Raw genomic sequence first — 25350 nt, forward strand, 5'->3', positions numbered from 1 at the left:
CAGTGCGGACCTGGTTCACAGAGCGGGCCCGGCGACCATCAGGGCCAGCACGACCGCCCCGACGGAGCTGCAGGCGGGGCTCTTCGCCTTGATCCCGATGGTGAGGAGCAGCAGACCGACGACGCCCGTCGTGCCGTACTGCCACTGGACGAACTGGTCGAAGCCGACGACGAAGAGGGCGGAGAGAAGGGCGATGGCGGGCATGGGCGATTCTCCTGCTTCTACTGTGGCGTGGTGGTTCCTCTGGGGTGTGCGAGGGTGAGCCCGGGTGAGTCGGGGGCGGTGCTCGGGTTGGGCCTCGGGTGGGGCTCGTGCGGGGCTCGGGTGGGGGAGGCAAAACTTCCGCCAACTTGGCCAAGTTGGTTGCCAACTCTGATTAAGTTGTCCCCACTTGGCCGGTAGTCATAAACAACTTTCAAACAACTCCCGATAGATGGACCAGAGTTGTAGCGTTTGGTCGTGACCCAGGAGAACGTTGCAGTGAACGGCAGCAGAAGGCTCTCGCCCCAGGAGATCGCCGACGTCCTGCGGGATCGGATCCGCGCCGGAGACCTCAAGGCGGGAGACCGCCTGCCGACTCAGGCCGAGTTGGCAGAGGAGTTCGGAGTCGAGCGGGGCACCGTCCGTCAGGCGTTGCGTGCCCTCCAGGACGACGGCCTGCTCAGCAACGTCAGCAAGGGCAGCCCCCCACGGATCGCGGAGCCGACACCGACCCGGAACGAGCCCCAGACCACGATGGTCGGGCTGGCTCCCCGCCTGGCCGAGGCGTTCTCCGCGCCGCACGTCCGGGTCGACGCGGCCTGCCTGACCGCGGAGACCCTGATGCTGGCGCTCGGCGAACCGGTCCGGCTGATCCATGAGGGCCGCATCCGCCCGGAGACGATCGACGTCCGCATCCTGCTCCCCTCCCGGGACATCAACCTCGCCTTCCCGGTCCCCGTCGACGGCCGCGGAGACGACGATCCGGTCCATAAACGCTGGCTGGCCCAGCGCAACGCCCAGGTCCACGTGCTCCAGCACAACCTCCGCGCCCTGCGTTCCTCGCATGGCATCGACGTACGCGTGGCGTTCCGGGCCCTCCCCTTCACTCCGCCGGTGAAGTTGTACCTGCTCAACGGCGTTGAGGCTTTAATCGCGTACTACATGGTCACCCGACGCGAGGAGGAGGTGGCCGATGGAGTTCTGGACATGTACGACGCTCTGGGCTCCGAGTCCCTCCTCTTCTCCTTCGAGAGGCGGACCGGTCAACGGGACGCCGCGTTCGTGGATCAGTCCCAGAAGTGGTTCGACGCCCTCTGGGAAACCATCACCACGGACCTGACACTCTCCTAGTGACTTCTGATACGGCGCAGACTGAACCGGTGGCAGCAGAGACCGAGAACTTGCGGGAAGTGATCGAACGCGCTCGCTTCGTACTCTTCGACTTCGACGGGCCGATCTGTCGGCTGTTCGCGGGGCATTCCGCGGAGGACGTGGCGAAGGACCTGGTGGAGTGGCTGGAGCGGCAGGGGCTGCGAGGGCTGCTGACCGAGGAGGAGCAGGTCCATCCGGACCCGATGGTCGTCCTGTACGCGGTCCACCGGCGCCATCCGCACAGCGACCTGGTGACCGAGCTGGAGGAACGGCTCACCCAGCAGGAGCTCAAGGCGGTGCCGACCGCCTGGCCCACCGCGTACGCGGATCCGCTGATCCGGACCTGGAGTGCCGTGGGCGCGCGACTGGCGATCGCGACCAACAACTCGGCCCGCACCGCCGCCCGTTACCTGGCCGGCCGCGACCTCGTCGGCTGCTTCGCCCTCAACGTCTACGGCCGCACCGAGGACCTGCGCCGGCTCAAGCCGGACCCGCACTGCCTCAACCGGGCCCTGAACGCCCTGGGCGCCGCCCCCTCGGCCGCCCTGATGATCGGCGACGCCCCTTCGGACTACGAAGCCGCCCGGCAAGCCGGCGTTCCGTTCCTCGGTTACGCGCGTAACGGCTCCAAGGAGAAGCTGCTGCGGGAGGCGGGGGCCGAAAATGTGGTGGGGTCGCTGGAGCCGGTTCTGCGGGTGCTTCGGGGGTAGTGCCGAGGTTCGTGTCGTCGCCCGTGTCGGACTTCTTAATTCGGCGTCCACCTGGGCCGGTTGGTAGATGATCACGATTCTCACCCGTCCACTTCCGTGAATCGATCAACTTGCTGTCCAATTGGACTGGTTGACTTGAGCTAGGTATCCCCTGCCTGCTTGATCCCTTAACAGCCAGTCAACTTCCAGTCCTGTCAATTTCTGGGATCTGCCGCCAATCTGACTGGAAGCGGTTTGCCTGTGGACTGGGCGAGGTACGGTCGCGATGTGAGCGAGGAACGCGGTGACGGAGGTGGTACGGAGTTCGCGCGCGTCCTGGAGGAGTTGCGCTCCCGTATCGCCGACGGTACCTACGCACCGGACTCCCACCTGCCGCCGCAGCGTGAACTGGCCGAGGAGTTCGAGGTCTCCCGCGACACCGTGCAGCGCGTGATACGGGAGCTGAACAGTGAGGGGTGGGTCAAGTCCCGTCAGGGCAGCGGAACACGGGTCGTCACCCCGATCCATCTGAGGGCGCCGAAGAAGGAGGAGCCCCGGGTGCGCGCGGCGCTGGGTACCTTCATCGCCCGGGCCTTCGCCCAGAAAGTCGTGAAGCTGGACGTGTTCACCCTCACCTCCGAGTCCCTGAACGCTCACATCCGGTTGCAGGCCGAGCGCATCCGCCTCGGAGAGGTACAGCCCGAGCGCATTGAGCTGCGCATGCTGCTGCCGTCGAAGTCGCTCGAGCTTCCGTATCCCCGCGCGAAGAAGCCGGACGAGGATGTGGAGCGGGAGCAGGGGCGGGAGTCGCGACAGGGGCATGAGCAGGAGCGGAAGCCGGACCCGGAGCGGAATCCAGGACAATTGGACCAGTTGCAGGAGCAGCTCCGGGAGCGGTTCCGCTCCATCACCGGCCGGCACACGATCTCGTTGCGCACGGCTCTGCGTGACCTGAAGACCGAGGGTCTGGTGCCCGATGTGCGAGTGGACATCCGGTACGTACCGCTGGCCCCGCCGTTCAAGCTCTATCTGCGGCCAGGTGTCGAGGCGCTGTTCGGGCCCTATGAGGTCCTGGAGCGCACCATCCTCCTGGACGACGAGACGGAGGTCGATGCCATCGACGTACTCGGCCTCGGGTCCACGCTGACCCGGCACGTCAATGACGAGGGCGACCCGGACTCGACGGGCTCGGTGTTCATGGAGAGCATGCAGGCCTGGTTCGACTCATGCTGGAACCTCCTCGCCGAGAAGCCCTGAAGCCCACGAGTGGTATGCCTCTCAGGTGGCCACCGATTGCCCCGTTCCGCTCAGCGGCCTTCGTGCGCGGGCACTAAGGTGTGCTCACCTCTCTTGCGGCGCATGAACATCGGCTGCGACGCACAGTTATTCAGGAGTGACCCGTGGGCGGTCCGCTAAATCTCGGTAAGCCCGCTCTGCCAGGGGCGGACGACGAGGCGTACGACAGATTCGTGCGCTATGCCCGGATGCTGGGGTCGTTCAGTCGCGGGCACCACAATCTCAACTACATGGTGCGGCCGCTCACGGAAGGCGATGCCCGTCTCGTGGCCTGCGACGACGGACAGCCGGTCACGGTGCGGGAGCGGATTCGATCGGTGCTGCCCGTGGTCATCAGGACCTGGCAGGACGAGGCGGAGATCCTCAACGCGATCTGTGGTGTGCTTCCGCATGTCCCGCGTTGTCTGGTCAAGCGCCGGGGGACCGCTGTCCTGAGCTATGTGGATGGCGTACCCCTCTCCAGCATCTGCCCCAACGGCAAGCCGGTGGACTCCGACCTGATCACCGCTCTCGCGGGTCTCCTCGCGGACATGACGCAGGTGCGCAGGCAGCAACTGCCGCCCCTGCCGATGTCCTGGCCCCGGTCGAGCCGGGACAGCCGAGCCTTTCTGCGGGCCTTGGCGTTCGCTGCCGAGGAACAGATCAGGCAGCCCAACTGGGCGGTGTTCGGCGGATTGTTCGCGATGCTGGGCATTCCCGAGGACGCGATGGTGCGGTTCGCGGAGCGGGTGCCGAACCTCATCAGCCGTCCCTTCGGCCTGCTCCACACGGACCTGCACCGGGACAATGTGATCGTCTCCTACCACGGCGCCCCGCCCCTGATCTGCGTCGACTGGGAGCTGGCGAGCTACGGGGACCCGCTGCACGACCTCGCCACTCACCTGGTGCGGATGCAGTACCCCGACCATCAGTGGCACGAGGTGGTCGAAGCCTGGCGTGAGGCCATGAGCGCGCGCCGCAGCAAGGCCGTCTACGGCATGGACCGGGACCTGAAGCACTACGTCGCCTTCGAGAGGGCCCAGTCGGTCTATCCCGACGTCATGCGTGCCGCGAACGCGTTGGGCGACTCCTTCGACCAGCGGGACCTGGACGCCGCGACGCGGTCGGTGTACCGGGCACTGGTGGCGGCCGAGGAGCCGCTGCGGCTCAAGAGCGTGCCGGGGGAGCACGAGATCGAACGCATTCTCTTTCGATGGAACGAGTCCCATGGGGGCCGGCACAGCCGGGACAGGTCTGTCTCGCAGATCGTCTGGCAGCGCGACCCGCGGGTGGCCGAGCACCCCAGGTTCCCCGAACGGGCGGTGCGAGAAGCGCTGTTCGAGGAGGGTGCCGCCTCCGCGGAGCGGGTGTTCAAGGGAACGGCCCATCTCAGTACGGCGGTACGGGTGTCGGGGGTCCCGTTCCCGGTGATGGTGCGCCGAAAGGTGGGGGCGGTGACCCCCAGGGAACGCCGGTTCCTGAACGAGCACGCGGTGCTGGGAGCGATCGAGCGGTCGGGGGCCGCGGTACGGGCGCCGAAAGTGCTGGCCCTGGGCAGCAGCGGCCTGAGGGACGAGTTCACGATCCACTCCTACGAGGGCCCGGGAGCCGGATTTCGTCCCCCGGAGCACCCGGCGGAGGGACTTCTGCCGCACGAGGCGGACGATCTCGTGGACCAGCTCGGGGCGCTGACCCACGTCGACTGCGACGAGCTGGACCCCGAGATGCGAGGGCACACCTATTACCTGGGGCTACGGGACGAGCTGGTCCACATGGTGACCGAACTCCCCAAGGCCACCCGGGATCTGGCGCGGGAACTCGGGCTGCCCAGCGGCTACCGGCTGGGTGAGCTCCTGGACCGCCACAACCTGGTCCCCCGTAGGTCCGTACTCCTGCACGGCGATCTGAACCCGTGGAATCTCGTGCGCCGGGAGGACGGCGGTCTGACGCTGATCGACTGGGAGATGGCGACGGTCGGCGATCCGCTGCACGACCTGGTCCGCCATATCCATCTCACCCCGACACGGCCCGAGATCCGTGCGCGGCTGTTCTCCCGCTGGTCCCGTCTGCTGCCGGAGGACTGCACCAAGGGCTGGCTCGAGGACTGGCGCGTCTACCGCTCCATGGAGGTCATCCGTTCGGCCTTCGTGGACCTCGACCGCCTGGTGACCGGCGACAGCCTCGATGCCCCCAACGTCCGCCGTGCGGTGGATGCCTACGCGATGACTCTGGCGGACGCCACGGCGGCCCTGGGGCTCCCGGGCAAACTGACGGCCAACCCCTATCTTGCCCGTGCGCTGCCGCAGGGAGACCATCGCGGTCAACGGACAGCCGGAGGCTCCGCGGGCGCCTGACCTTTCCGCCGCGAGCGTCGGCACGGGGAGGTCGGCGACGACTCCAAGTCCGTCGTCGCCACTGGAACAAGCATCTCGACGACTTGTGGAGTCTGTCGTCGCCGCCGAGCCGGCGTTCCCTCACGCCTGCGACGCCTGCGACGCCTCCGACACCTCCAACACCACCTTCCCCACCAACCCCCGCCCCTCAACAGCCGCATGTGCGTCCCCCGCCCGCTCCAGCGGAAACACCTCCCCGATCACCGGCCGCAGCCGCCCCGCCGCGGCCTCGCTGTAGGCGGTGGACGTGAAGCGGCGCAGGTCGGCGGGGGCGAACTGCACGTCGCCGATGCCGAAGAGCTCGATCCCCCGGCGGGCGGCCTCCTCCGCGTCGAGGGGGGAGAAGCCGCCCGAGGCCGCCCCGTGCGCCGAGAAACGGCCGCCGTCGGCCGTCAACGGCAGGGCGGCGGCACCCAGGTCGCAAGTCCTCGCTGGTAAACAGACGAGCCAGAGCCATCGGATCATCTCCGGCGCAGATATCGGCAACGGTGTCGATGAGCCGGTCATAGTCGGGGCCGGTCTTGTCCTCGTAGGCCTCGGTCATTCGGCCCCACTCATCCCAGGGCAGCATCTCCCGCTTGCGGAGGGCCGCAAGGTCGCGGACAGCATTGCCGCTGATCTCGGCAGGCCCCCAAGCGTGATCGGTGCCGACGACCCCGAACAGGTGTGGATCGATCAGACCCTTGCGGTGCTGGATCCACGCTTCGCCACCGGTCAGGAACTCGCCCGGTGCGAGGTCTTCCGGGCGCTCGACGTAGCCGTGGCCGAGATGTTCCGTGTCGACGCGTACCCAGCGCCGTTCGCCGACGTTCCAGTACTCGGTGATCCAGTGGTCGAGGCCGCGTCCCTCCAGGAAGCAGGTGCCGAAGCCGCACCTGGCCCTGGAGGGGATGCCCCGCGCCCGCAGGATCGCGCAGGCGATGGTGGCGAAGTGGCGGCATGTTCCCACCACCCTTTTCTCGGGTGTCCGGGCGTGGTGCAGGGGAGCGGGGTCCAGCGCAGTCAGCGTGACGACCAGCTCGTTCACCGGCCGGATGTCCTTCTCCGCGAGCCGCTCTTCGGAAACGCCGAGCGCGGCGGCGTCGGTCGGCTGGATGACCAAGCTCTGTACGGCAGCACAAATACCGACCGGGTCGTCCGGCAGCCCCTCGGCGAGCCTTAATTCTCGGCGGCTAGGCGGGTGAGCGGACCGGGCTGGGAGTAGTCGAGCGCGTCATCGGTCATGACCGGGGATCGTAGAGGGCCGGTCTGACACAAGGACCGCGTTGTTGGCGTCCTCGCGCCAGCGGTCGAGCGGCTTGTGGGATCCCTCACGGGCTGCTGCTGCCTCGGTGGGCCTTCCCGGCTTGCGTGGCCGAACTCGCCTGCTCCCTCATCTCCCGGCATCGCCTTCGGACCTGTCGCGGCGACGAAGTGAAGGCCGCGGTCGACGGCTGCTTCGGCCCCCAGGCGGGCCTCGCGGACGTCATCGAGGTTGATCCGCTGGGAGACCGGGTCGGCGTTGCCGCAGTTCTTCGCGGCCTGGAGGGCGAGTCGGCCTTCGTGGTTGTGCTGCGGGCCGGCGCCACTAGGGCATGTCCGGTGGGTCGAGGGTGGCACGGGGGCCCGCCACGAGGTATCGCCAACTGCCCGAAAATCCGTGGAACCGCACTCTCGTGTGCCGTTACCGTTCTCCCGCCCGCAGTCGCCCTGTCAAGGACGTGCCGTTGTACACCAAGTGAGACCCCCCGAGCGCTGATCCGTCGTGCGTCGCACATGTGCGCCGCGCTCCTTTTCGCTGCGGTCTTCTCACTGGAACCGGTGTATTTCTGTGTCCAAGAACTGGGTGGTCGTGCCCACCTGCCTGCCGATCGTTCTCCGCCGTTGCCACACGTGCGCCTCCGGGCGCTTCCGGGCGAACGGCAAATTCCGCGTCAACGCGAACCACGAGCTCCTCGACGCCTGGCTCCTCGCGCTGTGCACCGGGTGCGGGGACACCGCCAAGGTCACTGTCCTGGAGCGGATGAACGTGCGTTCCGTACGGCCCGAGGTCCTGAACCTGCTGCACGACAACGACCCCGGCCTGGCAGCCGAGCTGCTCCAGGACCCGGTCGTACGGCGCCGCGACGTGGGCGGCTCGGGTCGAACCGAGCGGCCGGCCTGGCAGTCGCCGTACGGTCCGCCGCCGCACCGGGCGCACCGCGGCCGGTGGGCGCCTGTGCCGGGGGTGGCCTGGTCTCGGTCCGCTTTGCGGCGGGGATACCTGTGCGACCGGTGCGTCTGAGCGCCGAAGGTTTCGGCTCTTCGCGAGCCTAGGTCGAGAGACTGCTCGCCGAGGGGAACCTCGTGTCGACAGTCCACCTGGGCGGCGAGCTCTCGGGCGACTTCACCTTCATGCTCAAGCGCTGAGTCCTTCCGGCCCGGGGCCTGTCCGGCAGTATCCGATCCGCCGGACAGGCCCTGGCGACATGCTGGAGTCAGGGCGACGACAGTTGTCCTGCAAATACGACACCTATCGTGCTCAGCCTCACCGGAACGGGTGCGTGGCGTAGCGCACTTTTGCAAGCGGGTGCTTGCAATTGTTAGCAAGGGTGCGGCAAGGTGGAGACATGGCATCGCTCAACGTCGGCAATCTCGGTGAGTATCTGCGCGAGCAGCGGCGCAGCGCGCAACTGTCGCTGCGGCAGCTCGCCGACGCCGCCGGGGTGTCCAATCCGTATCTGAGTCAGATCGAGCGCGGGCTGCGCAAGCCGAGCGCGGAGGTGTTGCAGCAGGTCGCGAAGGCGCTGCGGATCTCCGCCGAGACGCTGTACGTGCGGGCCGGGATCCTTGATGCAGAGCGGGACGGGGAGGAGTACCGACGCGAAGGTGCGACGCGTGCCGTCATACTCGCCGATCCCACGCTGAACGAGCGGCAGAAGCAGGTGCTGCTCCAGATCTACGAGTCCTTCCGCAAGGAGAACGGATTCGAGATCACGCCGGGCATGGCCCAGGACATGACCCAGAGCAAGGCACAGAACATATCGGACACCCAGCAATCGCCGGACACCGCCGTCCGCAGCCCCCGCACGGCCGACGGCAGCGATGCCGATCCGCAGCAGACCGCCAGTTGACGAGAACCACGAGCAACATCGCCGGGCCCTCCACGGGTCGGCCGGTCTCGCCGCGGAACACCAAAACCCTCAGCTGAAAGCGACTCCGGGAGGACCATCACCATGGCCATCACCGACGACATCCGCAAGGCCGCCACGGACCCGACCCCGCTGTACTTCCTGGCCGGCACCGCCGACCTGGCCGTCCAGCAGGCGAAGAAGGTCCCCGGCCTCGTGGAGCAGATCCGTGCCGAGGCCCCGGCGCGCATTGAGACCGTGAAGAACATCGACTCGAACGCCGTCCAGGAGAAGGCCGCCACCCGCGCCAAGGAGGCCGCCACCCGCGCCAAGGAGGCCACCACCCGCGCGAGGGAGGCCACCACCCGCGCGAGGGAGGCGCAGGAGAACCTCCAGGCCAAGGTGACGGAGTTCATCAGCACCCTCGACACCGACCTGAAGAAGCTCGGTGAGTCCGCCCAGGACTTCGCCCTGCGCGGTGTCGGCGTCGCCGCCGAGTACGCCGTGAAGGCCCGGGAGACGTACGAGAAGGTCGCCGAGCACGGCGAGCAGACCGTGAGGACCTGGCGCGGCGAGGCCGCCGAGGAGATCGAAGAACTGGCCGTGGCCGTCGAGCCGAAGCCGCAGCCCGTCGAGGTCAAGGCGGAGGAGAAGCCGGCCGCTGCCGCCGCCGAGCCCGACCCGGCCAAGAAGACCATGGCGAAGAAGGCCCCGGCCCGCAAGCCCGTCGCCAAGAAGACGACGCCGCCCGCGAAGTAAGAGCGGCAGGCGAAGTCAGAGCAGCAGGAGCAGCAGGAGCAGTACGAACTAGTACGAGCAGTACGAGAAGTAGGAAGCGACGCAGTCACGGCGCCTGTGTCGCGATGTGAAGACGGGCCGGGCACTCTCCGAGTTCCCGGCCCGTTCTCCGGGTACGGTGGCCGTAGAGACGATTCGACTCGGGCGGTGGGCATAGTGCTCTTGACGGCATTCGGCGGCTTTATGTCGCTGATCTTCCTTGCCATGCTGGTGCTCGCCGTGGTGGCACTGGTGATGGCCGCGGTGGCCCGCGAGGACGCGTACCGCGCGGCCGACAAGCAGAACAAGATGTTCTGGCTGATCATCCTGGGCATCACAGTGGCCGTGAACCTGCTGGTCCCGATAATCTTCCTGCAGATCGCGGGGCTGGTCGCCACGATCGTCTTCTTCGTGGACGTACGCCCCGCGTTGCGCCAGGTCTCCGGCGGTGGCCGGGGCCGCCGCGGCGGAAGCAGCAGCGACGGCCCGTACGGCCCCTACAACGGCGGCCGCTGACCAGCTCGTACCTGTAGTCGTCCTTGTACCTGTAGGCGTACGACGAGCCTGTAGGCGTACGACGAGCCTGTAGGCGTACGACGGTTACGGCGCCCGGTCGAGCAGCAGCACCGCCACGTCGTCCGTCAGCTCTCCGCCGTTGAGGTCCCTGACCTCGTTCACCGTCGCCCGCAGCAGCTCCTCGCCCGCCAGGCCCTGCGCGAGCCGGCGGCGGACGAGTTCCACCATGCCGTCCTGGCCCAGCCGTTCCCTGCCCTCGCCGACGCGGCCCTCGATCAGGCCGTCCGTGTAGAGCATCAGACTCCACTCGCCGCCGAGCTCCACCTGCTGGCGCGGCCAGCGGGCGCCGGGCAGCAGACCGAGGGCCGGGCCGCCGTTCTCGTACGGCAGCAGTTCGACGACGGGGGTTCCCCCTGGTCGAGCGGGGCCGAGACCTTGGCGGAGGCCGGGGCGGGAGATCAGCGGGGACGGGTGACCGGCCAGGCAGAGCCCGGCGCGGCGGCCGTCCGGCGCGATGTCCACCGTGCACAGCGTCGCGAAGATCTCGTCGTTCTCGCGCTCGTGCTCCAGCACCTGCTGGAGGGTGGACAGGAGTTCGTCGCCGCACAGGCCCGCGAACGTCAGCGCCCGCCAGGCGATGCGCAGCTCCACGCCGAGCGCCGCCTCGTCGGGCCCGTGCCCGCAGACGTCGCCGATCATGGCGTGCACGGTGCCGTCGGATGTACGGACCGTGTCGTAGAAGTCGCCGCCGAGCAGGGCGCGGGAGCGGCCCGGGCGGTAGCGCGCGGCGAAGCGGAGCGAGGAGCCCTCCAGGAGGGGGGTCGGCAGCAGGCCACGCTCCAGGCGTGCGTTCTCCTGGGCGCGCAGCCTGGACTCGGTGAGTCGTCGCTCAGCCTTGTCGGAACGTTTCCGCTCCACCGCGTACCGGATCGCGCGGCTCAGCAGCCGGCCGTCCAGCTCGTCGCGGAGCAGATAGTCCTGGGCGCCGACGCGCACCGCCTCGGCGCCGCGCTCGGCGTCCCCGGACGCGGTGAGCGCGAGGACGGCGTGCCGGGGCGCGAGCCGCAGCACGTGCTTGAGCGTGGTCAGCTCGTCGTTGCTCTCGGCGGCCGCCCGGCCGGGGGCGGGCAGCGCGAGGTCGAGCAGGATGCAGTGGACGTCGTCGGTGAGCAGCCGCGCGGCCTCGGTGAGGTTGCGGGCGGTGCGGATGCGGATGGGCTTGCCGGCCGCGTCCAGCATTTCGGGCACGCTGAGCGAACCCGCCGGGTCGTCCTCGATGACCAGCAGGGTCAGGTTGGTGGTGCTGTCGACCGGGGTCGTGGGGGCGTGGGGCGCCGGTGCTGTCCCGGACGGGCTCCCGGTCGCGTCTCCGGAGGGGCCGCCGGGTGAGAACGCGCCTTGAGCCTGACCACTCTCCGCGGCCGGGATCGCTCTCTGCCGCGGTATGGGTACGGGCATCTTGTGGGTTCCTTCCCTCCCCCCGAGGGCGTGGTGGGCGAAGGTCCTCGACCCACCGACGGGGACCATAGCGGTAGCGGACGCCGCAACGGAATGGTGTGCGACTCGGCGTCCTGCCAACGGTCACCGTCATATGCCGCATCCTGTACCGCACTTGGACAGGATGCGGTGTCCTTCGAGATGACGAACGTCACGTCCCCGGGGTGGAGGGCACGCGCGACCGTGGGGAAGGTCACGTGTGGTGGGTCACTGTGGGCGGGGCCGCTTCGGGCGGCGCCCCGGTCGCCGGAGTTGATCACAGGAGTTGGTCATCGGAGTCGATCGCCACGGTTGGTCACCGCAGCTGATCGCCGGAGTTGATCGCAGGGCTCGACCGCTACGGGTTCGGCCGTACGACCCCCAGAATCGGCATCGAACCCGCCCCCGCGATCGTCACCGTCCGCCCGGGCCGCGGCGCGTGCACGATCGCCCCGTCGCCTATGTACATCGCGACATGGCTGGCGTCGTCGAAGTAGATGATCAGGTCGCCGGGGCGCATGTCCTTGATGTCGACGTGGGGGAGCTGCTTCCACTGCTCCTGCGAGGTGCGCGGAATGCCGTGGCCGGCGGCCGCCCAGGCCTCCGAGGTCAGCCCCGAACAGTCGTACGACCCCGGACCCTCGGCGCCCCACTCGTACGGCTTGCCGATCTGATCGGTGGCGAACTTCACGGCCTTCTTGCCCTGCTCGGACGCCTTGCCGTTGAGCTCCGCGAGGACGCCGGAGCTCAGCCAGGCCGTCTGCGCCTGGTAGGCGGCCTCCTCCTCGAGCTTCGCCAGCCGCTCCTTCTCCTCCTTCTGGAGCTGGGACTCCAGCTTCTCGGCGGCGGCGATCTGCTTCTTGATCTCCTTCTGGGCCGTGGCCTTGGCCTGGCGGTCGGCCTCCAGGTCCCTCCACTGCGCGGAGGCGTCCTTCGCGTACTGCTCCAAGTCCTGCTGGGTGCGCGCCATCTCGGCGAGCAGGCCCTCGGTCGCGTGCTCGCCCTGGCGCACCCGGTCCGCGCCGTCCAGGTACTCCTGGGGGTTGTCGCTCAGCCACAGCCGCATCTCGGGCGGCAGCCCGCCGCCCCGGTACTGCGCCCTGGCCGCGGCGCCCGCGCGGTCCTTCAACTCGTCCAGCTTCTCCTGCCCCTTGACGATCTCGCGGGCCAGGTCGACGATCTCGGCGGACTGCTGCTCGGCCTTCTCCTCGGCGGCGTTGTACGTGTCCGTGGCAACCGCCGCGTCGTGGTAGAGGCCGTCCAGTTTCTTACGGATCGCCTCAAGGTCCTTCTTCTTGCGGACCGCCTCGGGGTCCTTCGCGGGATCCTTGCTTCCAGGGGTGCTTCCAGGGGTGCTTCCGGGGGTGCTTCCCGGCGTGGTTCCCGGGGTGGGTGTCGGTGTCGGTGTGCGCGCGGATGTCGCTGTCGGGCTCGCATACGCCACACCCGGTGCCGACAGCGCCGCGCAGGCGCAGGTCAGAACCATGGCCGCCGTGGTCAGGCTCCGCTTGCCGGATCCCATTACTCCGCCCCCAAACTGATTTACCGTCAGTAACTTACGGACGCCTGGGGGATCGTGCCATGTCGGCTCGCAATGCGACAGAGGCGGGCAAGAACTCCCCTCCCCGCCCCGATCCCGTAAAACGATCTCTCCTCCCGCACAAGACGATCTCCCCGGCTGTGTGACGAACCAGTCACGGAGTTCGTTCCGTACGGGGCGTGGGCGCGCGGTGGCCACCAACCGCCGAGAAGGCGCGCCCGCGTGACGCCCCCGCGCATCCCATCCGGATTCTCTCGATCGCCCCGGCGTCTTTTCCCCGGATTCCCCCCGAAGTTCCCGATCTTTACCCCTGCGGGGGCTATCGCTCCCCTGCAGTCTTCTTAGCGGTCCCGCGTGCAGTCTTCTTTGCGGTCCCGCGAGAGGACCGCCGGCCTCCGGGCGACCCCCGCGCGGGCAGGGCGGCTCCCCGATTCACCCCCGCTCCCCCCGCTCCCCCCCCCGCTCACCCCCGCGGCGCCAACGCCTCCCAGCGCACCGTGACTTCGCCCTGGCGCCAGCGCGGTGTCCCGTCCGTCACCGGCCAGTCGGCCGTCAGGTCGCGGACCGCGCGGATCCAGCGCTGCCGGGCGCCGTACGAGGCGTAGGGCGCGGCGGCCGCCCAGGCGCGGTCGAAGTCGCGCAGGAACGCGTGCACGGGCTCGCCCGGGACGTTGCGGTGGATCAGGGCCTTCGGTAGGCGTTCGGCGAGGTCGGACGGGCGGTCCAGGGAGCCGAGGCGGGTGGCGAAGGTGACCGTACGCGGGCCCTCGGGGCCGAGGGCGACCCAGACGTGCCGGCGGCCGATCTCGTCGCAGGTGCCCTCGACGAGCAGCCCGCCCGAGGAGCCGGGGCCCGCCGGTGCGAGGCGGGCGCACAGGCGCTGCCAGACCTCGGCGACCTGCTCCTCGTCGTACTGGCGCAGCACGTTCGCCGCGCGGATGAGCGAGGGGCTGCCCTGCACCGGGACCTCGAAGCCGCCGTGCCGGAAGACGAGTCCGTCGCGCTCGTACGGCCGCGCCGCCGCGACCCGCGCCGGTTCGATCTCCACGCCCACCACGTGTGTGCGGGGAGCGGTGGTGCGCAGGCGCGCCAGCAGCTCGACCGCTGTCCAGGGTGCGGCCCCGTATCCGAGGTCGACCGCCACCGGTTCGGCGCTCCTGCGCAGTTCGGCGCCGTGGGCGGCCGCGATCCAGCGGTCCATGCGGCGCAGTCGGTTGGGGTTGGTGGTCCCGCGCGTCACCGTACCCACGGGGCGGGACGCTGCGCGGGCTGTCATGCGTACGAGGGTAAGCGGGCGGTCCGACAGGCCCCCTGCGCCGGGGTCGGGGTCGGGGTCGGCGTCTGTGCCCCGCGGCGCACGCACCCCCGGCTCGAACGGTTGAGCGATCAACGGTAATGATTGGGCAAAGGACGGCCGGGAGGGGGCGGGGAGGAAATGGAGCGACGTAGTCCGGCGTTTGGCCTCTTTGGAGGGTGCGGCGCATCCTCCGACGGCATGCCCGCAGCCCCGCAGCAAGGAGGAACGCCACGTGAGCCAGTACGTCAGCAGGCTCGGGCGGCGCTCCCCGGCGGCGCCCTCACGGCTCAGGCTGCACCGCAGGCCCCGTCGCGTCGCGATGCTCTCCGTCCACACCTCGCCGCTGCACCAGCCCGGCACCGGCGACGCCGGCGGCATGAACGTCTACATCGTGGAGCTCGCCCAGCGCCTCGCCGCGATCAACATCGAGGTCGAGATCTTCACGCGGGCCACCACGGCCGCCCTCCCGCCCACCGTCGAACTCGCCCCCGGCGTCCTCGTCCGGCACGTCGACGCGGGCCCCTACGAGGGCCTCGCCAAGGAAGACCTGCCCGCCCAGCTGTGCGCGTTCACGCACGGCGTCATGCAGGCCTGGGCCGGTCACCGCCCCGGCTACTACGACCTCGTGCACTCCCACTACTGGCTCTCCGGCCACGTCGGCTGGCTCGCCGCCGAGCGCTGGGGCGCGCCCCTGGTGCACGCGATGCACACCATGGCCAAGGTCAAGAACGCCGCGCTGGCCGAGGGCGACGCCCCCGAGCCCGCCGCCCGCGTCATCGGCGAGACCCAGATCGTGCGCGCGGCCGACCGCCTCATCGCCAACACCTCCGAAGAGGCCGACGAGCTCGTCCGCCACTACGAGGCCGAGCCCGGCAAGGTCGCCGTCGTCCACCCGGGCGTCAACCTGGACCGCTTCTGCCCGGCCGACGGCCGCGCCGCCGCCCGCGCCCGCCTCGGACTCCCGCAGGACGCCCTGATCCCGCTCTTCGCGGGCCGCATTCAGCCCCTGAAGGCCCCTGACGTGCTGCTGCGCGCGGTCGCCGTCCTGCTCGACGAGCGGCCCGAGCTGCGCGGCAACATCGTCGTCCCCGTGGTGGGCGGTCCCAGCGGCACCGGCCTCGCCAAGCCCGAAGGGCTGCAGAAACTCGCCGCCCGGCTCGGTATCGCCGACGTCGTGCGCTTCAGGCCGCCCGTCGGTCAGGAGCAGCTCGCGGACTGGTTCCGGGCCGCGTCGGTACTGGTCATGCCCTCGTACAGCGAGTCCTTCGGGCTGGTCGCCATCGAGGCCCAGGCGGCCGGTACACCGGTGCTGGCCGCCGAGGTCGGCGGGCTGCCGGTGGCCGTCCGCCACCAGGAGACCGGTTTCCTCGTCCCGGGGCACGATCCCGTCGCCTACGCGCGCGTGCTGGGCGATTTCGCCGACGACCGGACGCTGGCGGCCCGTATGGGCGAGGCCGCCGGGCGGCACGCACAGCACTTCGGCTGGGACACCGCGGCCGCGGCGACGGCGGACGTGTACACGGCGGCGGTGCAGAACCACCGCCGCAAGGTGCGCGCCCGCCAGGGCTGACGCGCCCGCCAGGGCTGACGCGCCCGCCAGGGCTGATGCCCCCGTCGCGGGGTGCCTGACGTACGCTCCCCCCATGGCTGACGCAGCGTCGATCATCGAGCAGGTCCTCACCGAGGCCGAGCTGGAGTGGGAGAGCCCCAGGGCGGGTTCGTACGTCGTGAAACTGCCCGGCACCCGCAAGCTCTCGACGACCGTCTCGCTGATCGTCGGCAAGCACTCCCTGTCGCTGAACGCCTTCGTGATCCGCCACCCCGACGAGAACGAACCGGGTGTGCACCGCTGGCTCCTGGAGCGCAACCTCAAGCTCTATGGAGTGAGTTACGCGGTCGACCCCCTGGGGGACGTGTATCTGGTCGGCAAACTGCCGCTGGTCGCGGTCACGCCGGACGAGATCGACCGGCTGCTCGGCTCGGTCCTGGAGGCCGCGGACGGCGCTTTCAACACCCTCCTTGAGCTCGGTTTCGCCTCCGCGATCCGCAAGGAGTACGCCTGGCGGGTGTCCCGCGGCGAGTCGACCCGCAATCTGGAAACGTTCACGCATCTGACTCAGCGTCCTACTGGCTGAATTTCAGGTCCAGTCCAACTAACTGGCGCATGACCCCTTCCGGGCCAGGGGTCTCGGTGGCATGCTCACAGCCGACGCAGATCTGAACGTCGTTCACATCCATGGAAATTCATGAAATGCGGCGGAAGGCGGGCGGGTATGAGCAAGGAGCACGTGAGCATCAGCAGACGGGGCCTGCTCGGCAGCGCCATAGCCGTGGCGGCCGTCGCCGTGACCGGCGAACCGTCGACGGCCGCCGCGCAACCGCGGACAGGCGCCGCACAACCGCGGACAGGCGCCGCACGATCCGAAGGCGGTGGCCAAGTCCCCGCCCTCTGGCGGGAGTTCACCCGCACCCCCTTCACCCACCCGCAGATCCCGTACATCGGCCGGGCCGGCCGGCGGGGTGGGGCGGCGCGCTTCCCCCGCCGCCCCGTCGTGGCCGACATACGCGACCACGGCGCCGTCGCGGACGACGGCACGACGGACTGCGCCCCCGCGATCAACCGTGCCATCGCCGCTGCCGGGAGGGCCGGCGGTGGCACGGTGCTCATCCCGCCCGGCACCTTCCGCATCGACGGCCTGATCCGCGTCGGTCACTCGAACGTCGTCCTGCGCGGCGCCGGCAGCGACCGTACGAAGCTGTACGCGACCAAGAACCTCACCGAGCTGATCGGCGTCTACGGCTCCCGCTACGGCGGCGACAAGTCGTCCTGGTCCTGGGCGGGCGGCCTCATCTGGCTCGCGCCCACGGCCCGTTGGGACTCCCTGGTCACCGCCATCCAGGCGAAGAACTGGCCCTTCGAGGGCTGGACCGGCAACAAGCGCGACGAGTGGGAGACCCTGACGACCCTCGCCCCGGCCACCCGCGGCTCCTGGACGGTGACGGTCGCCGATCCCCGCCCGCTCAAGCCCGGCCGACTCGTCCTGCTCCGGCTGGCCGACGACACCGACCACACCCTCCTGGAGCACATGGCGGGCGGCGGCCCGGGCCCCGAGGCGTACTACTGGGACGACAAGACCAAGCTCACGAGTTACGTCCCCTACGAGTGGCCCGTGCGCATCGCGCGCGTGCAGGGCAAAAAGGTCACCCTGGAGCGCCCGCTTCCCCTCGACGTACGCCCCGAGTGGGACCCGCGCCTGACCACCCACGTCGAGGCGCTGACCGGCTCCGGCGTCGAAGGCCTCACCCTGGAGGCCGTCGAGACGCCCCAGTCCCCGCACCTCCTCGACAAGGGCTACAACGGGGTCGTCCTGCAGTGCGCGTACGACTGCTGGGTCGACGACGTGACGGTCCGCCACGTCGACAACGGCTTCGGACTCGTCGCCGCCTCCGCCTGCACCCTGCGCCGCACCCGCGTGGCGGGCCGCGGCTCGCACCACCCGTACTTCTGCCGCGAGGGCTCGCACGACAACCTCGTCGAGGACTTCACCATCGAACAGCGCACCGTCCCGGCCCCGCCGAACACCCAGCTCCACGGCATCAACGTGGAAGGCCTCTCCTCCTACAACGTCTGGTCGCGCGGCGACCTCCAGATGGGCACCTTCGACTCGCACCGCGGCTTGCCCTTCGCCGACGTCCGCACCGACATCACCGTCAACAACAACGGCCGGCACGGCGGCGACGCCTCCGCCGGACCCCTCTTCGGCGCCCGCTTCACCCACTGGAACATCCGCGACACCAACGGCCGCGCGGGCCTCGTCAAGATCGACGGCCTCGCGCCCTACAGCGCCACGGTCGGCGTCAACACCTGCGCGGAGTTCGACCAGATCGACGTACCCGACTTCACCGGAGACCTGCACTCCCGCCTGGAGCTCTACGGCACGACGGACGTCGTACGACCGCGGAACCTGTACGAGGCTCAGCGCGCGCTGACGCGATAGCGCCCGGGGGCAACGCCCACCAGCCGCTTGAAGTGACGGGTGAGGTGCGACTGGTCGTAGAAGCCGGTGGCGGTGGCCACCTCGGACGGTTTTCCGCCCTCCAGGAGCAGTCGGCGGGCGCGGTCGACGCGCCGGGACATCAGGTACTGGTGCGGCGCGATCCCGAAGGCGCCGCTGAACGCCCGTACGAGATGGGCGGGATGGGCGTGCAGCAGCCGGGCGGCCTCGTCGAGGGAGATCCCCTCGACGAGAGCTGCGTCGAGCAGTTCACGCAGCCGGTGGGCGAGCGTCCGGCCGGGACGCGACTCCTCTCCTGTGAGTCCCGCGAGTCCCGCGCGCCGCGGGCGCAGCCGGCCGCGCAACCGCTCGGTCACCAGCGTCAGCCTGCTTTCGGCCTCCAACTCGTCACCGGGGTGCGCGAGGGCGGTGTGCAGTTGTCCGACGCGTCGGCGCAGCAAGGGGTCACGCAGGTCGGGACCGTCCACCGCCGGCCCGATGAGGCTCTCGTCGAGCCGGCTCAGGTCGAGGTACAGGACACGTTTGCGGAAGCCGTGCTCGGTGACCGGAGAGCCGTTGTGCGGGACGTGCGGCGGCAGCAGAGAGACCGTGTCGTGCGGGGTTCCGTGCTCGTGCCGGTCGAGGTCGTAGCGCACGGCGCCGTCGTCGACGATCAACAGCGTCCACGCCTCGTGTACGTGCATGGGGTACGCGTACTCGGTGTAGTGGGCGTGAAAGACCTCCACGACACCCGGAACGCTCGGGCGCCACACGGAGATCTCCCGCTGGGCCACCATGCAAACAACGTACAAGACGTGGGCGTACGAGGGTCGGCAGTCTCGGTGCATGAGCACCGAGAACCTTCCGGCCGCCGGGCCCGTCCGCTTCGACACCAAGATCGCCGTCCTGCTGAGGGACGACCTGGAGCCCTGGCAGCGACTCAATGTGACCGCTTTTCTCGTCAGCGGGCTCGGGACGGCCGTTCCCGAGGTGGTCGGCGAGCCGTACTCCGACGCCGACGGCGTCCCGTATCTGCCGATGTTCCGTCAGCCGGTGCTGGTCTTCGAGGGCACCAAGGAGACGCTGACCGCGGCACACGGGCGCGCCCTGTCCCGGGTGCTGCCGCGGTCGGTCTTCACCTCCGACCTCTTCGCCACCGGCAACGACCGGGACAACCGGGCGGCCGTACGGGCCGTGCCGACGGGGGAGTTGGACGTCGTGGGACTCGCGGTGTACGGGCCGCGGAACGCGGTGGACAAGGTGGTGAAGGGCGCGCGGATGCATCCCTAGCAGTGTGCGGTGATCATTCCGAGAGGGCGGTTATGTCGCCGAGCCAGACCCGGCGCCCCATTTCGTCCAGCTCTTCCTTCAGCCGCTCGCACTCTGGAATGGCGCGGCGCAGCAGCCGCCAGTAGTCGGGGCCGTGCCCCGGGATACGGATATGCGCCAGTTCATGGGCGATGACGTAATCGACGAGTCGGATGGGGAGCTGGAAGACCGCCCAGTGCAGGACCATTCGGCCAAGGGCGCCGTCCTTCCCCAGACTGTCCGGGAAGTAGGCCCCCCAGCGCTGCCCGAGATCCCGTACCTCCACCGGGGGCTCGGCCACGCCCAGGCGCCCCGCCCACGGCTGAAGCCTGCCGCGGGACCAGGACGTTCCGGCCCGCTGGTACCAGTCGATGAGCTCCTTTCGGCCGACTGCACGATCGGATGCGACGGACCGGTCCAGGCGCAGCCGCCCGGCTTGGAGCCGCGCCGGTCCGGCCTCTTCGTCCACGAGCAGCAGGCGGTACTCGCGTCCCAGATACCGGAACACGGTTCCGTCGAGCAGGTCGATCGAAGCGTGAGCCGGGCGGAAGCGGTCCCGGAGCCGTGCTTTTTCGGTGATCCAGTCCTCGTGCGTCCGCACGAAGTCCCGCGCGCGCCCCTCGTCGCAGTCGACAGGGACGCGCAGGACGACGGACCCATCCCGCTCGACGGTCAGGCCGAGCCGGGTGCGGCGGGAACTGACGCGGACGTCGAGCCGCAGCTCTCCGACACGCAGGAGCTGGCCGTCGGAGAGGTATCCGATGGCTTCGGGCTCTTGCTGCGCAGTCGGTCGGGATATGGGTGGCACACCGACAATTGTGCCTACCGCTCCTCCCGGAAGTCCTGAACGTGCTCCTGTACGTGATTCACGACGTGTCGGGCCACCGCGCGTACCTCTTCGGTATCGCCGGACCCGGCTTCCAGGCCATCGCGACGCAGCCGCTCGGTCACGTGGGAGGTCAGCCGGGTCACATGCTTGCCCTGAGCCCGGTATCCGACGCTGCGGACCTGTTCGCGGACCACCTCGTACACCCCGGCTGACAGCTTGCGCAGCTCGCCTGGTTCCGGCGGCGTGATGGCCGTACGACTTTCGATGGCACTCTTCAGCCACCCGTGCACGCGGCGTTCCATCAGGCTAACCCCGGACAGCAGTGGGTCGTCGTCCTGCTCCTGCCGCGCTTGGTCGATCAGCTCGGCCAGCTGGTCGATCCGCCAGCGCGCGTTCATGTTCTCCAGCACTTCCTTGAGTGCCTTGGACAGTTCCTTGTATTTCTCCTCGTTCTCCCGCCGGACCCGTTCCTCCAGGTGGTAGCGGAGGGCGTGTTCCATCTCGGCGGCGGCCTCTTTGGGGTCCTCGATCTCTTGTACGGCATCGTCGAAGGCGTCGATGGAGAGGATCGACACGGGCGGGATGGCCTGGACGATCTCGGGTGCCTCCAGGTGTTCGGCGATCAGGGCGCGCACCTTGCGGCCGTATCCACGCAGGCTGAAGAGCCCACCGGGCGCGTCCCGGTAGTGGCGGCGTACGCGCTGCTGGAGCAGTGCCCAGCGCTTCGCGTCGCGAAGGAAGTCCAGCGCGTCCTCGTGCGGCAGCACGCGCTCCAGTGAGCCCAGGAACTCCCCGAGCCTCTTGTCGAGCAGAGCCCGGTCGTCCTCGTCGTGCAGGGCGAGCATCGCGCGTGCCCGGCCGCCCCGTGTGTCGAGGTCGGCCCCGCCGATGGCCTTGTCCGTCAGGAAGTCTCGTACCGCTTCGGCGGCCTCGGCGGTTTCCGCGACGGCGTCCGCGACATCCCGGAGGCTCGCGCGCACGGCGGGAGCCTCCTTGCCGTATCCGGACAGCGCGTCACTGAGCGGGGCGAGCACCCCGTAGTAGTCGACGACTGTCCCGCCTTCCTTGCCGGGTGCGGGGCGGTTGACGCGGGCGACGGCCTGCAGCAGTTCCGCGTCCCGGATGGGCCGGTCCAGGTACAGCACCTGCTCGCCGGGCGCGTCGAAGCCCGTGAGTAGCATCGACTTGACGATGAGGAAGGTGACCGGCGCTTCCTGCGGAACGGCGGACTGCTGCGCGGGAGCGGGCGTACTCCAGGGCTGCTTGGCGATCATCCCCATGCGGGGCGGGATCGGCTGAGGCCGGTAAGTGATGTTCCAGGGATTGTCCTTGGGAAGCTCCGGCAGGTCTTCGAGGAAGCGCTCGACGTGTTGCTTCTGCCGGCTCTCGTCCGTCCACTCCCTCCAGAGGCCGTTCTTCCGCTCGCTGCCGGCGGAGATGACGGGCACGAACTCCATCCGCCGGATGATCTCCTGGAAGCGCCAGGCCCAGTACAGAACCTGGTCCTGCTCCGAGAAGTCCTTCGGCTCGACACCGCGAAGCCGCTCGGGAAGGCGGCCCATCGGCGCGAACTTGGCTACGTCCTCCAGGAGTTCGGTCCGCACGTCCCGCAGTGCGTGCCGGTACTCCACCGTGGCACGGCGGCTGACCACGGCGACCTGTGCCTTGAAACCGCCCGGTAGTACGTGCGTGACGTAGTGCTTGAGCATGTCCTCGGCCTTCGCCCGGATCATGGTCACGGACTCGACGACATCGCGCTCGCTGGGCTGGCTGTACTTCTTGCGCAGAAACTCCTTCTGCTCCTCAGTACGGTCGGCGATGAGGTTCGCGAACTTGGCGTTGAGGTCTTCCCCGTCGTGTACGTCGGCAGGTCCGGTCCGGCCTTCGTAGCGGATGGGGACGACGACCTTGTCGTGCTCGGCCTCAGCCATCTTGTACTTGTCGATGAACGGACCGAAGATCCGCTCGGTGTCGCGGAGCTTGCCCTCCATGATCGGCGTACCGGTGAAGCCGATCCGGGCCGCGTTCGGCGCGGCTTGGCGCAGGCAGGTGTGGAGCGTCGACGTGTGGGAACGGTGGGCCTCGTCGACGAGGACAAGGACCTTGGTGGACTCCGTGCACAGGGGGAAGCGGGGCGGTTCGGTGTCCGGCGCGGGATCGGCCGCCTCGGCGGACTCGACACCCGCCGCGATGCGTTTCCGTACGGCCTTGTACTCGTCGTCGAAAGACCGCTCGTCGCCGCTCTCGCCACCGGCTGTGAACCCGGCGACACCGAACTTCTGGATCATCGCGAAGACGACGTGACGTCCGCCGGTCCGCAGCATGCCCTCGACGTCCGCCTGCCGCTCGGCGGTCTTGATGGACCTGCCGCCGCGCCGGATGGCGGCGTCGAGCTGGTCCTGCAGCTGGGTGCGGTCGGTGACCACGAGAAGGGTGTACGTGTTCAGCGCCTGGTCGCGGCTCATGTGCAGCCGCCGCGCGAGGAACGCCATGGTCAAACTCTTGCCCGACCCCTGGGTGTGCCAGATGACACCACCGCGTTCGTCTGCGGTGGCGCCGGGGTCGAGTCTGGTGCGTTTGGTACGCAGCCGGTGGACGATCTTCTCGACGGCGCGATACTGCTGGTGCCGGCAGACGATCTTGACTTTCAGGGCGCCCGTAGACTCGTCCCCGGCGTTCTTCTTCGCGCTGCTGCGCCCCGGCTGCTGTTTCTTCTCCTTGACCGGTACGGCGAAGACGTAGTGCCGAAGGATGTTGAGCAGGTTGACGGGCTTGAGGACTGCGGCCACGAGCTGTTGCTGTTCGGTCGGATCCTCCCCGGCCTCCAGCAGCTTCGGCGTGACGTCGGCCTGCCGCAGAGCGTCTCGGAGTTCGTCCGTGTTGTCGTAGTCGGGCTCGGTACTGCGCCATGGCGCAAAATCGCATACGCGAGACGTGATCGTGCCGAGCTGGGCGGTGCTGCCTGCGGCAGCGATCAACAGCTGAACGGTCTTGAAGAGAGCGGGGATTCCCCGGGGCATCTCGCGCGGGTCGCGCTCGTCCGTGTCGTACTCGACGGGGTTTCCGGTGTACGCGCGCAGGTCCCGGATCGCGAGACCGACGGGGTCCTGGAGATCCGGGCTCTTGCACTCGACGACCGCGACGGGGATGCCGTTCACGAAGAGGACGAGGTCGGGGATCTCCTCGTATCCGGCAGGGGTACGGACGCGTAGCTGCGACACGACGAGGAAGTCGTTCCGCTCGTTGATCCGCTCCTCGTCCGCTATCTCCCAGTCGATGTACTGGACGAGGACATCCAGGCCCTTGTGGTGGACGGCATGCCCGCGCATGGGCGGCGCACCGTGCAGCAGCAGGTCGGTGGCCTGGAGGTTGGCCTCCCGCAGACTGCGCCCCTGCGGCCCGACGGACAGACTCTCCAGCGCGGCGATGGCCCGCGCCGCGTGCCCGTCCCGGTCCTCGGGATCGATCCACTCGGCGTCGCTGCCGTCCAGCCGGTTGATCTTCCGGATGGCCCGGGCGAGACGGTTCTTCAGGAGTACGTCGGTGTAGTCGCGCTCTTTGCTGTCGGCAAGGTCCTTACCGCTGATGTGGGTCCAGCCCATCGACTCCAGTTGCCGGATGAACGGGATTTCCACCTCGTCCCGTTCCATCTCGCTGCGCGTCGAGCCCTGCACCCCGCACCCCTCCTCGCCTTCGAGGAGCCGACGCGCTGTGTGATGACGGCCGGTCGGCCGGCCTCCCCGGTTGCCTGTTGGTCCATTGTGCGGCAGGGGCGGGTGGGATGTGCGTGATCACGCCAAGGGGCAGTGCTTCTCGTGCAGGTGGCTTCAGCCGACGATGAACCGCCGTATGCGCGCCCGCATGTCCAGGGGTGTGGGAGTGAGGGTCGGGAGACCCGACCCTCCTACTCGATCGGCAAGGAAGGCTGCCGTTATGACGTTGGTTCCCCGCCTTCGTCCGCCCTCTCGGCCTGTCTGAGTCTCTTCAACGCCTTGTACAGGGTGTTGGGGTGGATGCGGAACAGCGCGGCAAGCTCGTAGTGGCGTCGGCCCTGTGCGCGTAGCGCGGCGTACTGGGCTGCCTTCTCCGGGGTGACCACACTCATGCCCGTTCGTCTGCGAACGGGCACCCCCTGCGCCTTCAACAGTGCCGAGATGCGTTTCTCGGATACTCCGTAGCCACCGGCGATCCGGGGCGTACTTGTGTGCTCCTCGGTGTAGAGGCGCACGATTTCGCCGACCGGTAGTGCACGACGTCCCCGTGTTGGGACGCCGTGCCGATGTAGGAGGGCGTACAGCACGTTGTCACGTATGCCGAATGCCGCCGTGATCTCCTTGACCGGCTTCCCGCTCCGGTATTCGCTGATGATCGCCTCTGAGTGCTCTTCCCACCTGCCCCGAGCCATCAGCGGGCGCCCGGCGGGCGTGGACACGCGAACCGTTCGGCACACGCGGGCAACTGGCCTGCCCGCCGATGGGCAAGAGGAAGGAAGAGGACCCGTCGGATTGTCCACAGGATGTGGAGACCATTGGTGGACACCTCGAAGGCGAACGGCTCACCGTGACTGACTCGGTGAACGGCCTCCCACTGGCCGTGGGACAGCCATGCGAACGCGCGTTGCCCCTCGACCTGGTCCAGCGCGGGCGTGACGGTCCTCAGCGCCACGCGTACCCATCGGATGGCCTGAGTCGCGCTGTGCGCCTCGAACGAGCCTGTGAGCGTGGCTTGTTGAATCGCGTCCCGGCCCTGGCGGGTCGTCACGCACTCGCCCCAGAACCCGGGGCGCACGGTGACAGCGGCAGGCGTCAGCATG

The 25350-nt window shown here is 69.0% G+C and carries 21 protein-coding genes and 2 pseudogenes; 12 read left to right on the top strand and 11 right to left on the bottom strand.

Annotated features, from left to right (window positions below; all coding sequences use genetic code 11):
• Positions 1–15: 15 nt before the first annotated feature.
• Complete coding sequence (locus tag OG747_RS23965) at positions 16–204, bottom strand: hypothetical protein (protein WP_405881387.1); 189 nt, start codon at positions 202–204, stop codon at positions 16–18.
• A gap of 249 nt (positions 205–453) precedes the next feature.
• Here OG747_RS23965 and OG747_RS23970 point away from each other — a divergent pair, with 249 nt between their 5' ends.
• The 4 genes from OG747_RS23970 to OG747_RS23985 all read left to right on the top strand — a co-directional run bounded on the left by OG747_RS23970 (position 454) and on the right by OG747_RS23985 (position 5671).
• Entirely contained in the window at positions 454–1332 is an 879-nt protein-coding gene (locus OG747_RS23970; RefSeq protein WP_405881388.1) for a GntR family transcriptional regulator, read from the top strand.
• A complete protein-coding gene (locus tag OG747_RS23975) occupies positions 1281–2063 on the top strand; it encodes an HAD family hydrolase (RefSeq protein WP_405881389.1) in 783 nt (260 codons plus the stop codon). Before OG747_RS23970 ends, OG747_RS23975 begins: the two co-directional genes overlap by 52 nt.
• Positions 2064–2330: 267 nt before the next feature.
• Positions 2331–3299: a GntR family transcriptional regulator gene (locus OG747_RS23980; protein WP_405881390.1), complete on the top strand. Its 969-nt coding sequence runs from the start codon at positions 2331–2333 to the stop codon at positions 3297–3299.
• 227 nt (positions 3300–3526) lie between these two features.
• Complete coding sequence (locus OG747_RS23985; protein WP_405885643.1) at positions 3527–5671, top strand: phosphotransferase; 2145 nt, start codon at positions 3527–3529, stop codon at positions 5669–5671.
• Positions 5672–5791: 120 nt separating this feature from the next.
• Here OG747_RS23985 and OG747_RS23990 read toward each other — a convergent pair whose 3' ends face one another.
• Together OG747_RS23990 and OG747_RS23995 are read right to left on the bottom strand one after the other, a co-directional pair.
• The gene (locus tag OG747_RS23990) at positions 5792–6175 is read right to left on the bottom strand and encodes a zinc-binding dehydrogenase (protein WP_405881391.1); all 384 of its coding nucleotides are present in this window, start codon (positions 6173–6175) and stop codon (positions 5792–5794) included.
• A 373-nt stretch (positions 6176–6548) separates the two neighbouring features.
• Positions 6549–6737 (bottom strand): annotated as a pseudogene (locus OG747_RS23995) (transglutaminase domain-containing protein); the annotation flags it as partial.
• Positions 6738–7520: 783 nt separating this feature from the next.
• On the opposite strand from OG747_RS23995, the pseudogene OG747_RS24000 reads away from it, so the two are divergent.
• The 4 genes and pseudogenes from OG747_RS24000 (at position 7521) to OG747_RS24015 (ending at position 10092) form a co-directional block, all read left to right on the top strand.
• Positions 7521–8098: pseudogene (locus OG747_RS24000) on the top strand (DUF1062 domain-containing protein).
• A 200-nt stretch (positions 8099–8298) separates the two neighbouring features.
• A complete protein-coding gene (locus tag OG747_RS24005; RefSeq protein WP_405881392.1) occupies positions 8299–8802 on the top strand; it encodes a helix-turn-helix domain-containing protein in 504 nt (167 codons plus the stop codon).
• A gap of 102 nt (positions 8803–8904) precedes the next feature.
• Complete coding sequence (locus OG747_RS24010; RefSeq protein WP_405881393.1) at positions 8905–9558, top strand: hypothetical protein; 654 nt, start codon at positions 8905–8907, stop codon at positions 9556–9558.
• Between the two features lie 195 nt (positions 9559–9753).
• Complete coding sequence (locus tag OG747_RS24015) at positions 9754–10092, top strand: DUF2516 family protein (protein WP_405885644.1); 339 nt, start codon at positions 9754–9756, stop codon at positions 10090–10092.
• Between the two features lie 84 nt (positions 10093–10176).
• Here the strand turns inward: OG747_RS24015 and OG747_RS24020 are convergent, their stop codons facing one another.
• The 3 genes from OG747_RS24020 to OG747_RS24030 form a co-directional block, all read right to left on the bottom strand.
• Positions 10177–11550, bottom strand: coding sequence for a PP2C family protein-serine/threonine phosphatase (locus OG747_RS24020; protein ID WP_405881394.1), 1374 nt, complete (start codon positions 11548–11550; stop codon positions 10177–10179).
• A gap of 376 nt (positions 11551–11926) precedes the next feature.
• On the bottom strand, positions 11927–13090 hold the full coding sequence (locus OG747_RS24025; RefSeq protein ID WP_405881395.1) for an NlpC/P60 family protein: 1164 nt from the start codon (positions 13088–13090) through the stop codon (positions 11927–11929).
• 481 nt (positions 13091–13571) lie between these two features.
• Positions 13572–14384 (bottom strand): class I SAM-dependent methyltransferase, encoded by an 813-nt coding sequence (locus tag OG747_RS24030; RefSeq protein ID WP_405881397.1) that lies wholly within the window; start codon positions 14382–14384, stop codon positions 13572–13574.
• Between the two features lie 253 nt (positions 14385–14637).
• Here OG747_RS24030 and mshA point away from each other — a divergent pair, with 253 nt between their 5' ends.
• The 3 genes from mshA (at position 14638) to OG747_RS24045 (ending at position 18403) form a co-directional block, all read left to right on the top strand.
• The gene (mshA, locus tag OG747_RS24035; protein WP_405881398.1) at positions 14638–15975 is read left to right on the top strand and encodes a D-inositol-3-phosphate glycosyltransferase; all 1338 of its coding nucleotides are present in this window, start codon (positions 14638–14640) and stop codon (positions 15973–15975) included.
• 73 nt (positions 15976–16048) lie between these two features.
• A complete protein-coding gene (locus OG747_RS24040) occupies positions 16049–16540 on the top strand; it encodes a YbjN domain-containing protein (protein ID WP_405881399.1) in 492 nt (163 codons plus the stop codon).
• Positions 16541–16678: 138 nt separating this feature from the next.
• Positions 16679–18403, top strand: coding sequence for a glycosyl hydrolase family 28-related protein (locus OG747_RS24045; RefSeq protein ID WP_405881400.1), 1725 nt, complete (start codon positions 16679–16681; stop codon positions 18401–18403).
• Here OG747_RS24045 and OG747_RS24050 read toward each other — a convergent pair.
• Entirely contained in the window at positions 18382–19197 is an 816-nt protein-coding gene (locus tag OG747_RS24050; protein WP_405881401.1) for an AraC family transcriptional regulator, read from the bottom strand. The two genes, OG747_RS24045 and OG747_RS24050, sit on opposite strands and share 22 nt — an antisense overlap.
• Before the next feature lie 49 nt (positions 19198–19246).
• Between OG747_RS24050 and OG747_RS24055 the strand changes: the two genes are divergently transcribed.
• Positions 19247–19690: a DUF2000 family protein gene (locus tag OG747_RS24055; RefSeq protein WP_405881402.1), complete on the top strand. Its 444-nt coding sequence runs from the start codon at positions 19247–19249 to the stop codon at positions 19688–19690.
• 13 nt (positions 19691–19703) lie between these two features.
• Here OG747_RS24055 and OG747_RS24060 read toward each other — a convergent pair whose 3' ends face one another.
• From OG747_RS24060 to OG747_RS24075, 4 genes are all read right to left on the bottom strand, one after another.
• On the bottom strand, positions 19704–20516 hold the full coding sequence (locus OG747_RS24060) for a M48 family metallopeptidase (RefSeq protein WP_405881403.1): 813 nt from the start codon (positions 20514–20516) through the stop codon (positions 19704–19706).
• Positions 20517–20530: 14 nt separating this feature from the next.
• Positions 20531–24211, bottom strand: a complete 3681-nt coding sequence (locus OG747_RS24065; protein WP_405881404.1) for a type I restriction endonuclease subunit R — start codon at positions 24209–24211, stop codon at positions 20531–20533.
• Between the two features lie 257 nt (positions 24212–24468).
• Positions 24469–24969 carry a hypothetical protein gene (locus OG747_RS24070; RefSeq protein WP_405881405.1) on the bottom strand — a complete coding sequence of 167 codons (501 nt, stop codon included), beginning with the start codon at positions 24967–24969 and terminating at the stop codon, positions 24469–24471.
• Positions 24942–25349: a hypothetical protein gene (locus tag OG747_RS24075; protein WP_405881406.1), complete on the bottom strand. Its 408-nt coding sequence runs from the start codon at positions 25347–25349 to the stop codon at positions 24942–24944. Before OG747_RS24075 ends, OG747_RS24070 begins: the two co-directional genes overlap by 28 nt.
• Position 25350 lies beyond the last annotated feature (1 nt).

The sequence above is a fragment of the Streptomyces sp. NBC_01384 genome (assembly GCF_045040035.1).
Classification (GTDB): Bacteria; Actinomycetota; Actinomycetes; order Streptomycetales; family Streptomycetaceae; genus Streptomyces.

What these genes read in the sequence shown, in the direction of transcription:
- OG747_RS23965 (WP_405881387.1), bottom strand. Translation starts at nt 204, where the DNA reads ATGCCCGCCATCGCCCTTCTCTCCGCCCTCTTCGTCGTCGGCTTCGAC.
- OG747_RS23985 (WP_405885643.1), top strand. Translation starts at nt 3,527, where the DNA reads ATGCTGGGGTCGTTCAGTCGCGGGCACCACAATCTCAACTACATGGTG.
- OG747_RS23990 (WP_405881391.1), bottom strand. Translation starts at nt 6,175, where the DNA reads ATGATCCGATGGCTCTGGCTCGTCTGTTTACCAGCGAGGACTTGCGAC.
- OG747_RS24005 (WP_405881392.1), top strand. Translation starts at nt 8,299, where the DNA reads ATGGCATCGCTCAACGTCGGCAATCTCGGTGAGTATCTGCGCGAGCAG.
- OG747_RS24010 (WP_405881393.1), top strand. Translation starts at nt 8,905, where the DNA reads ATGGCCATCACCGACGACATCCGCAAGGCCGCCACGGACCCGACCCCG.
- OG747_RS24020 (WP_405881394.1), bottom strand. Translation starts at nt 11,550, where the DNA reads ATGCCCGTACCCATACCGCGGCAGAGAGCGATCCCGGCCGCGGAGAGT.
- OG747_RS24025 (WP_405881395.1), bottom strand. Translation starts at nt 13,090, where the DNA reads ATGGGATCCGGCAAGCGGAGCCTGACCACGGCGGCCATGGTTCTGACC.
- OG747_RS24030 (WP_405881397.1), bottom strand. Translation starts at nt 14,384, where the DNA reads ATGACAGCCCGCGCAGCGTCCCGCCCCGTGGGTACGGTGACGCGCGGG.
- OG747_RS24040 (WP_405881399.1), top strand. Translation starts at nt 16,049, where the DNA reads ATGGCTGACGCAGCGTCGATCATCGAGCAGGTCCTCACCGAGGCCGAG.
- OG747_RS24045 (WP_405881400.1), top strand. Translation starts at nt 16,679, where the DNA reads ATGAGCAAGGAGCACGTGAGCATCAGCAGACGGGGCCTGCTCGGCAGC.
- OG747_RS24050 (WP_405881401.1), bottom strand. Translation starts at nt 19,197, where the DNA reads ATGGTGGCCCAGCGGGAGATCTCCGTGTGGCGCCCGAGCGTTCCGGGT.
- OG747_RS24055 (WP_405881402.1), top strand. Translation starts at nt 19,247, where the DNA reads ATGAGCACCGAGAACCTTCCGGCCGCCGGGCCCGTCCGCTTCGACACC.
- OG747_RS24075 (WP_405881406.1), bottom strand. Translation starts at nt 25,349, where the DNA reads ATGCTGACGCCTGCCGCTGTCACCGTGCGCCCCGGGTTCTGGGGCGAG.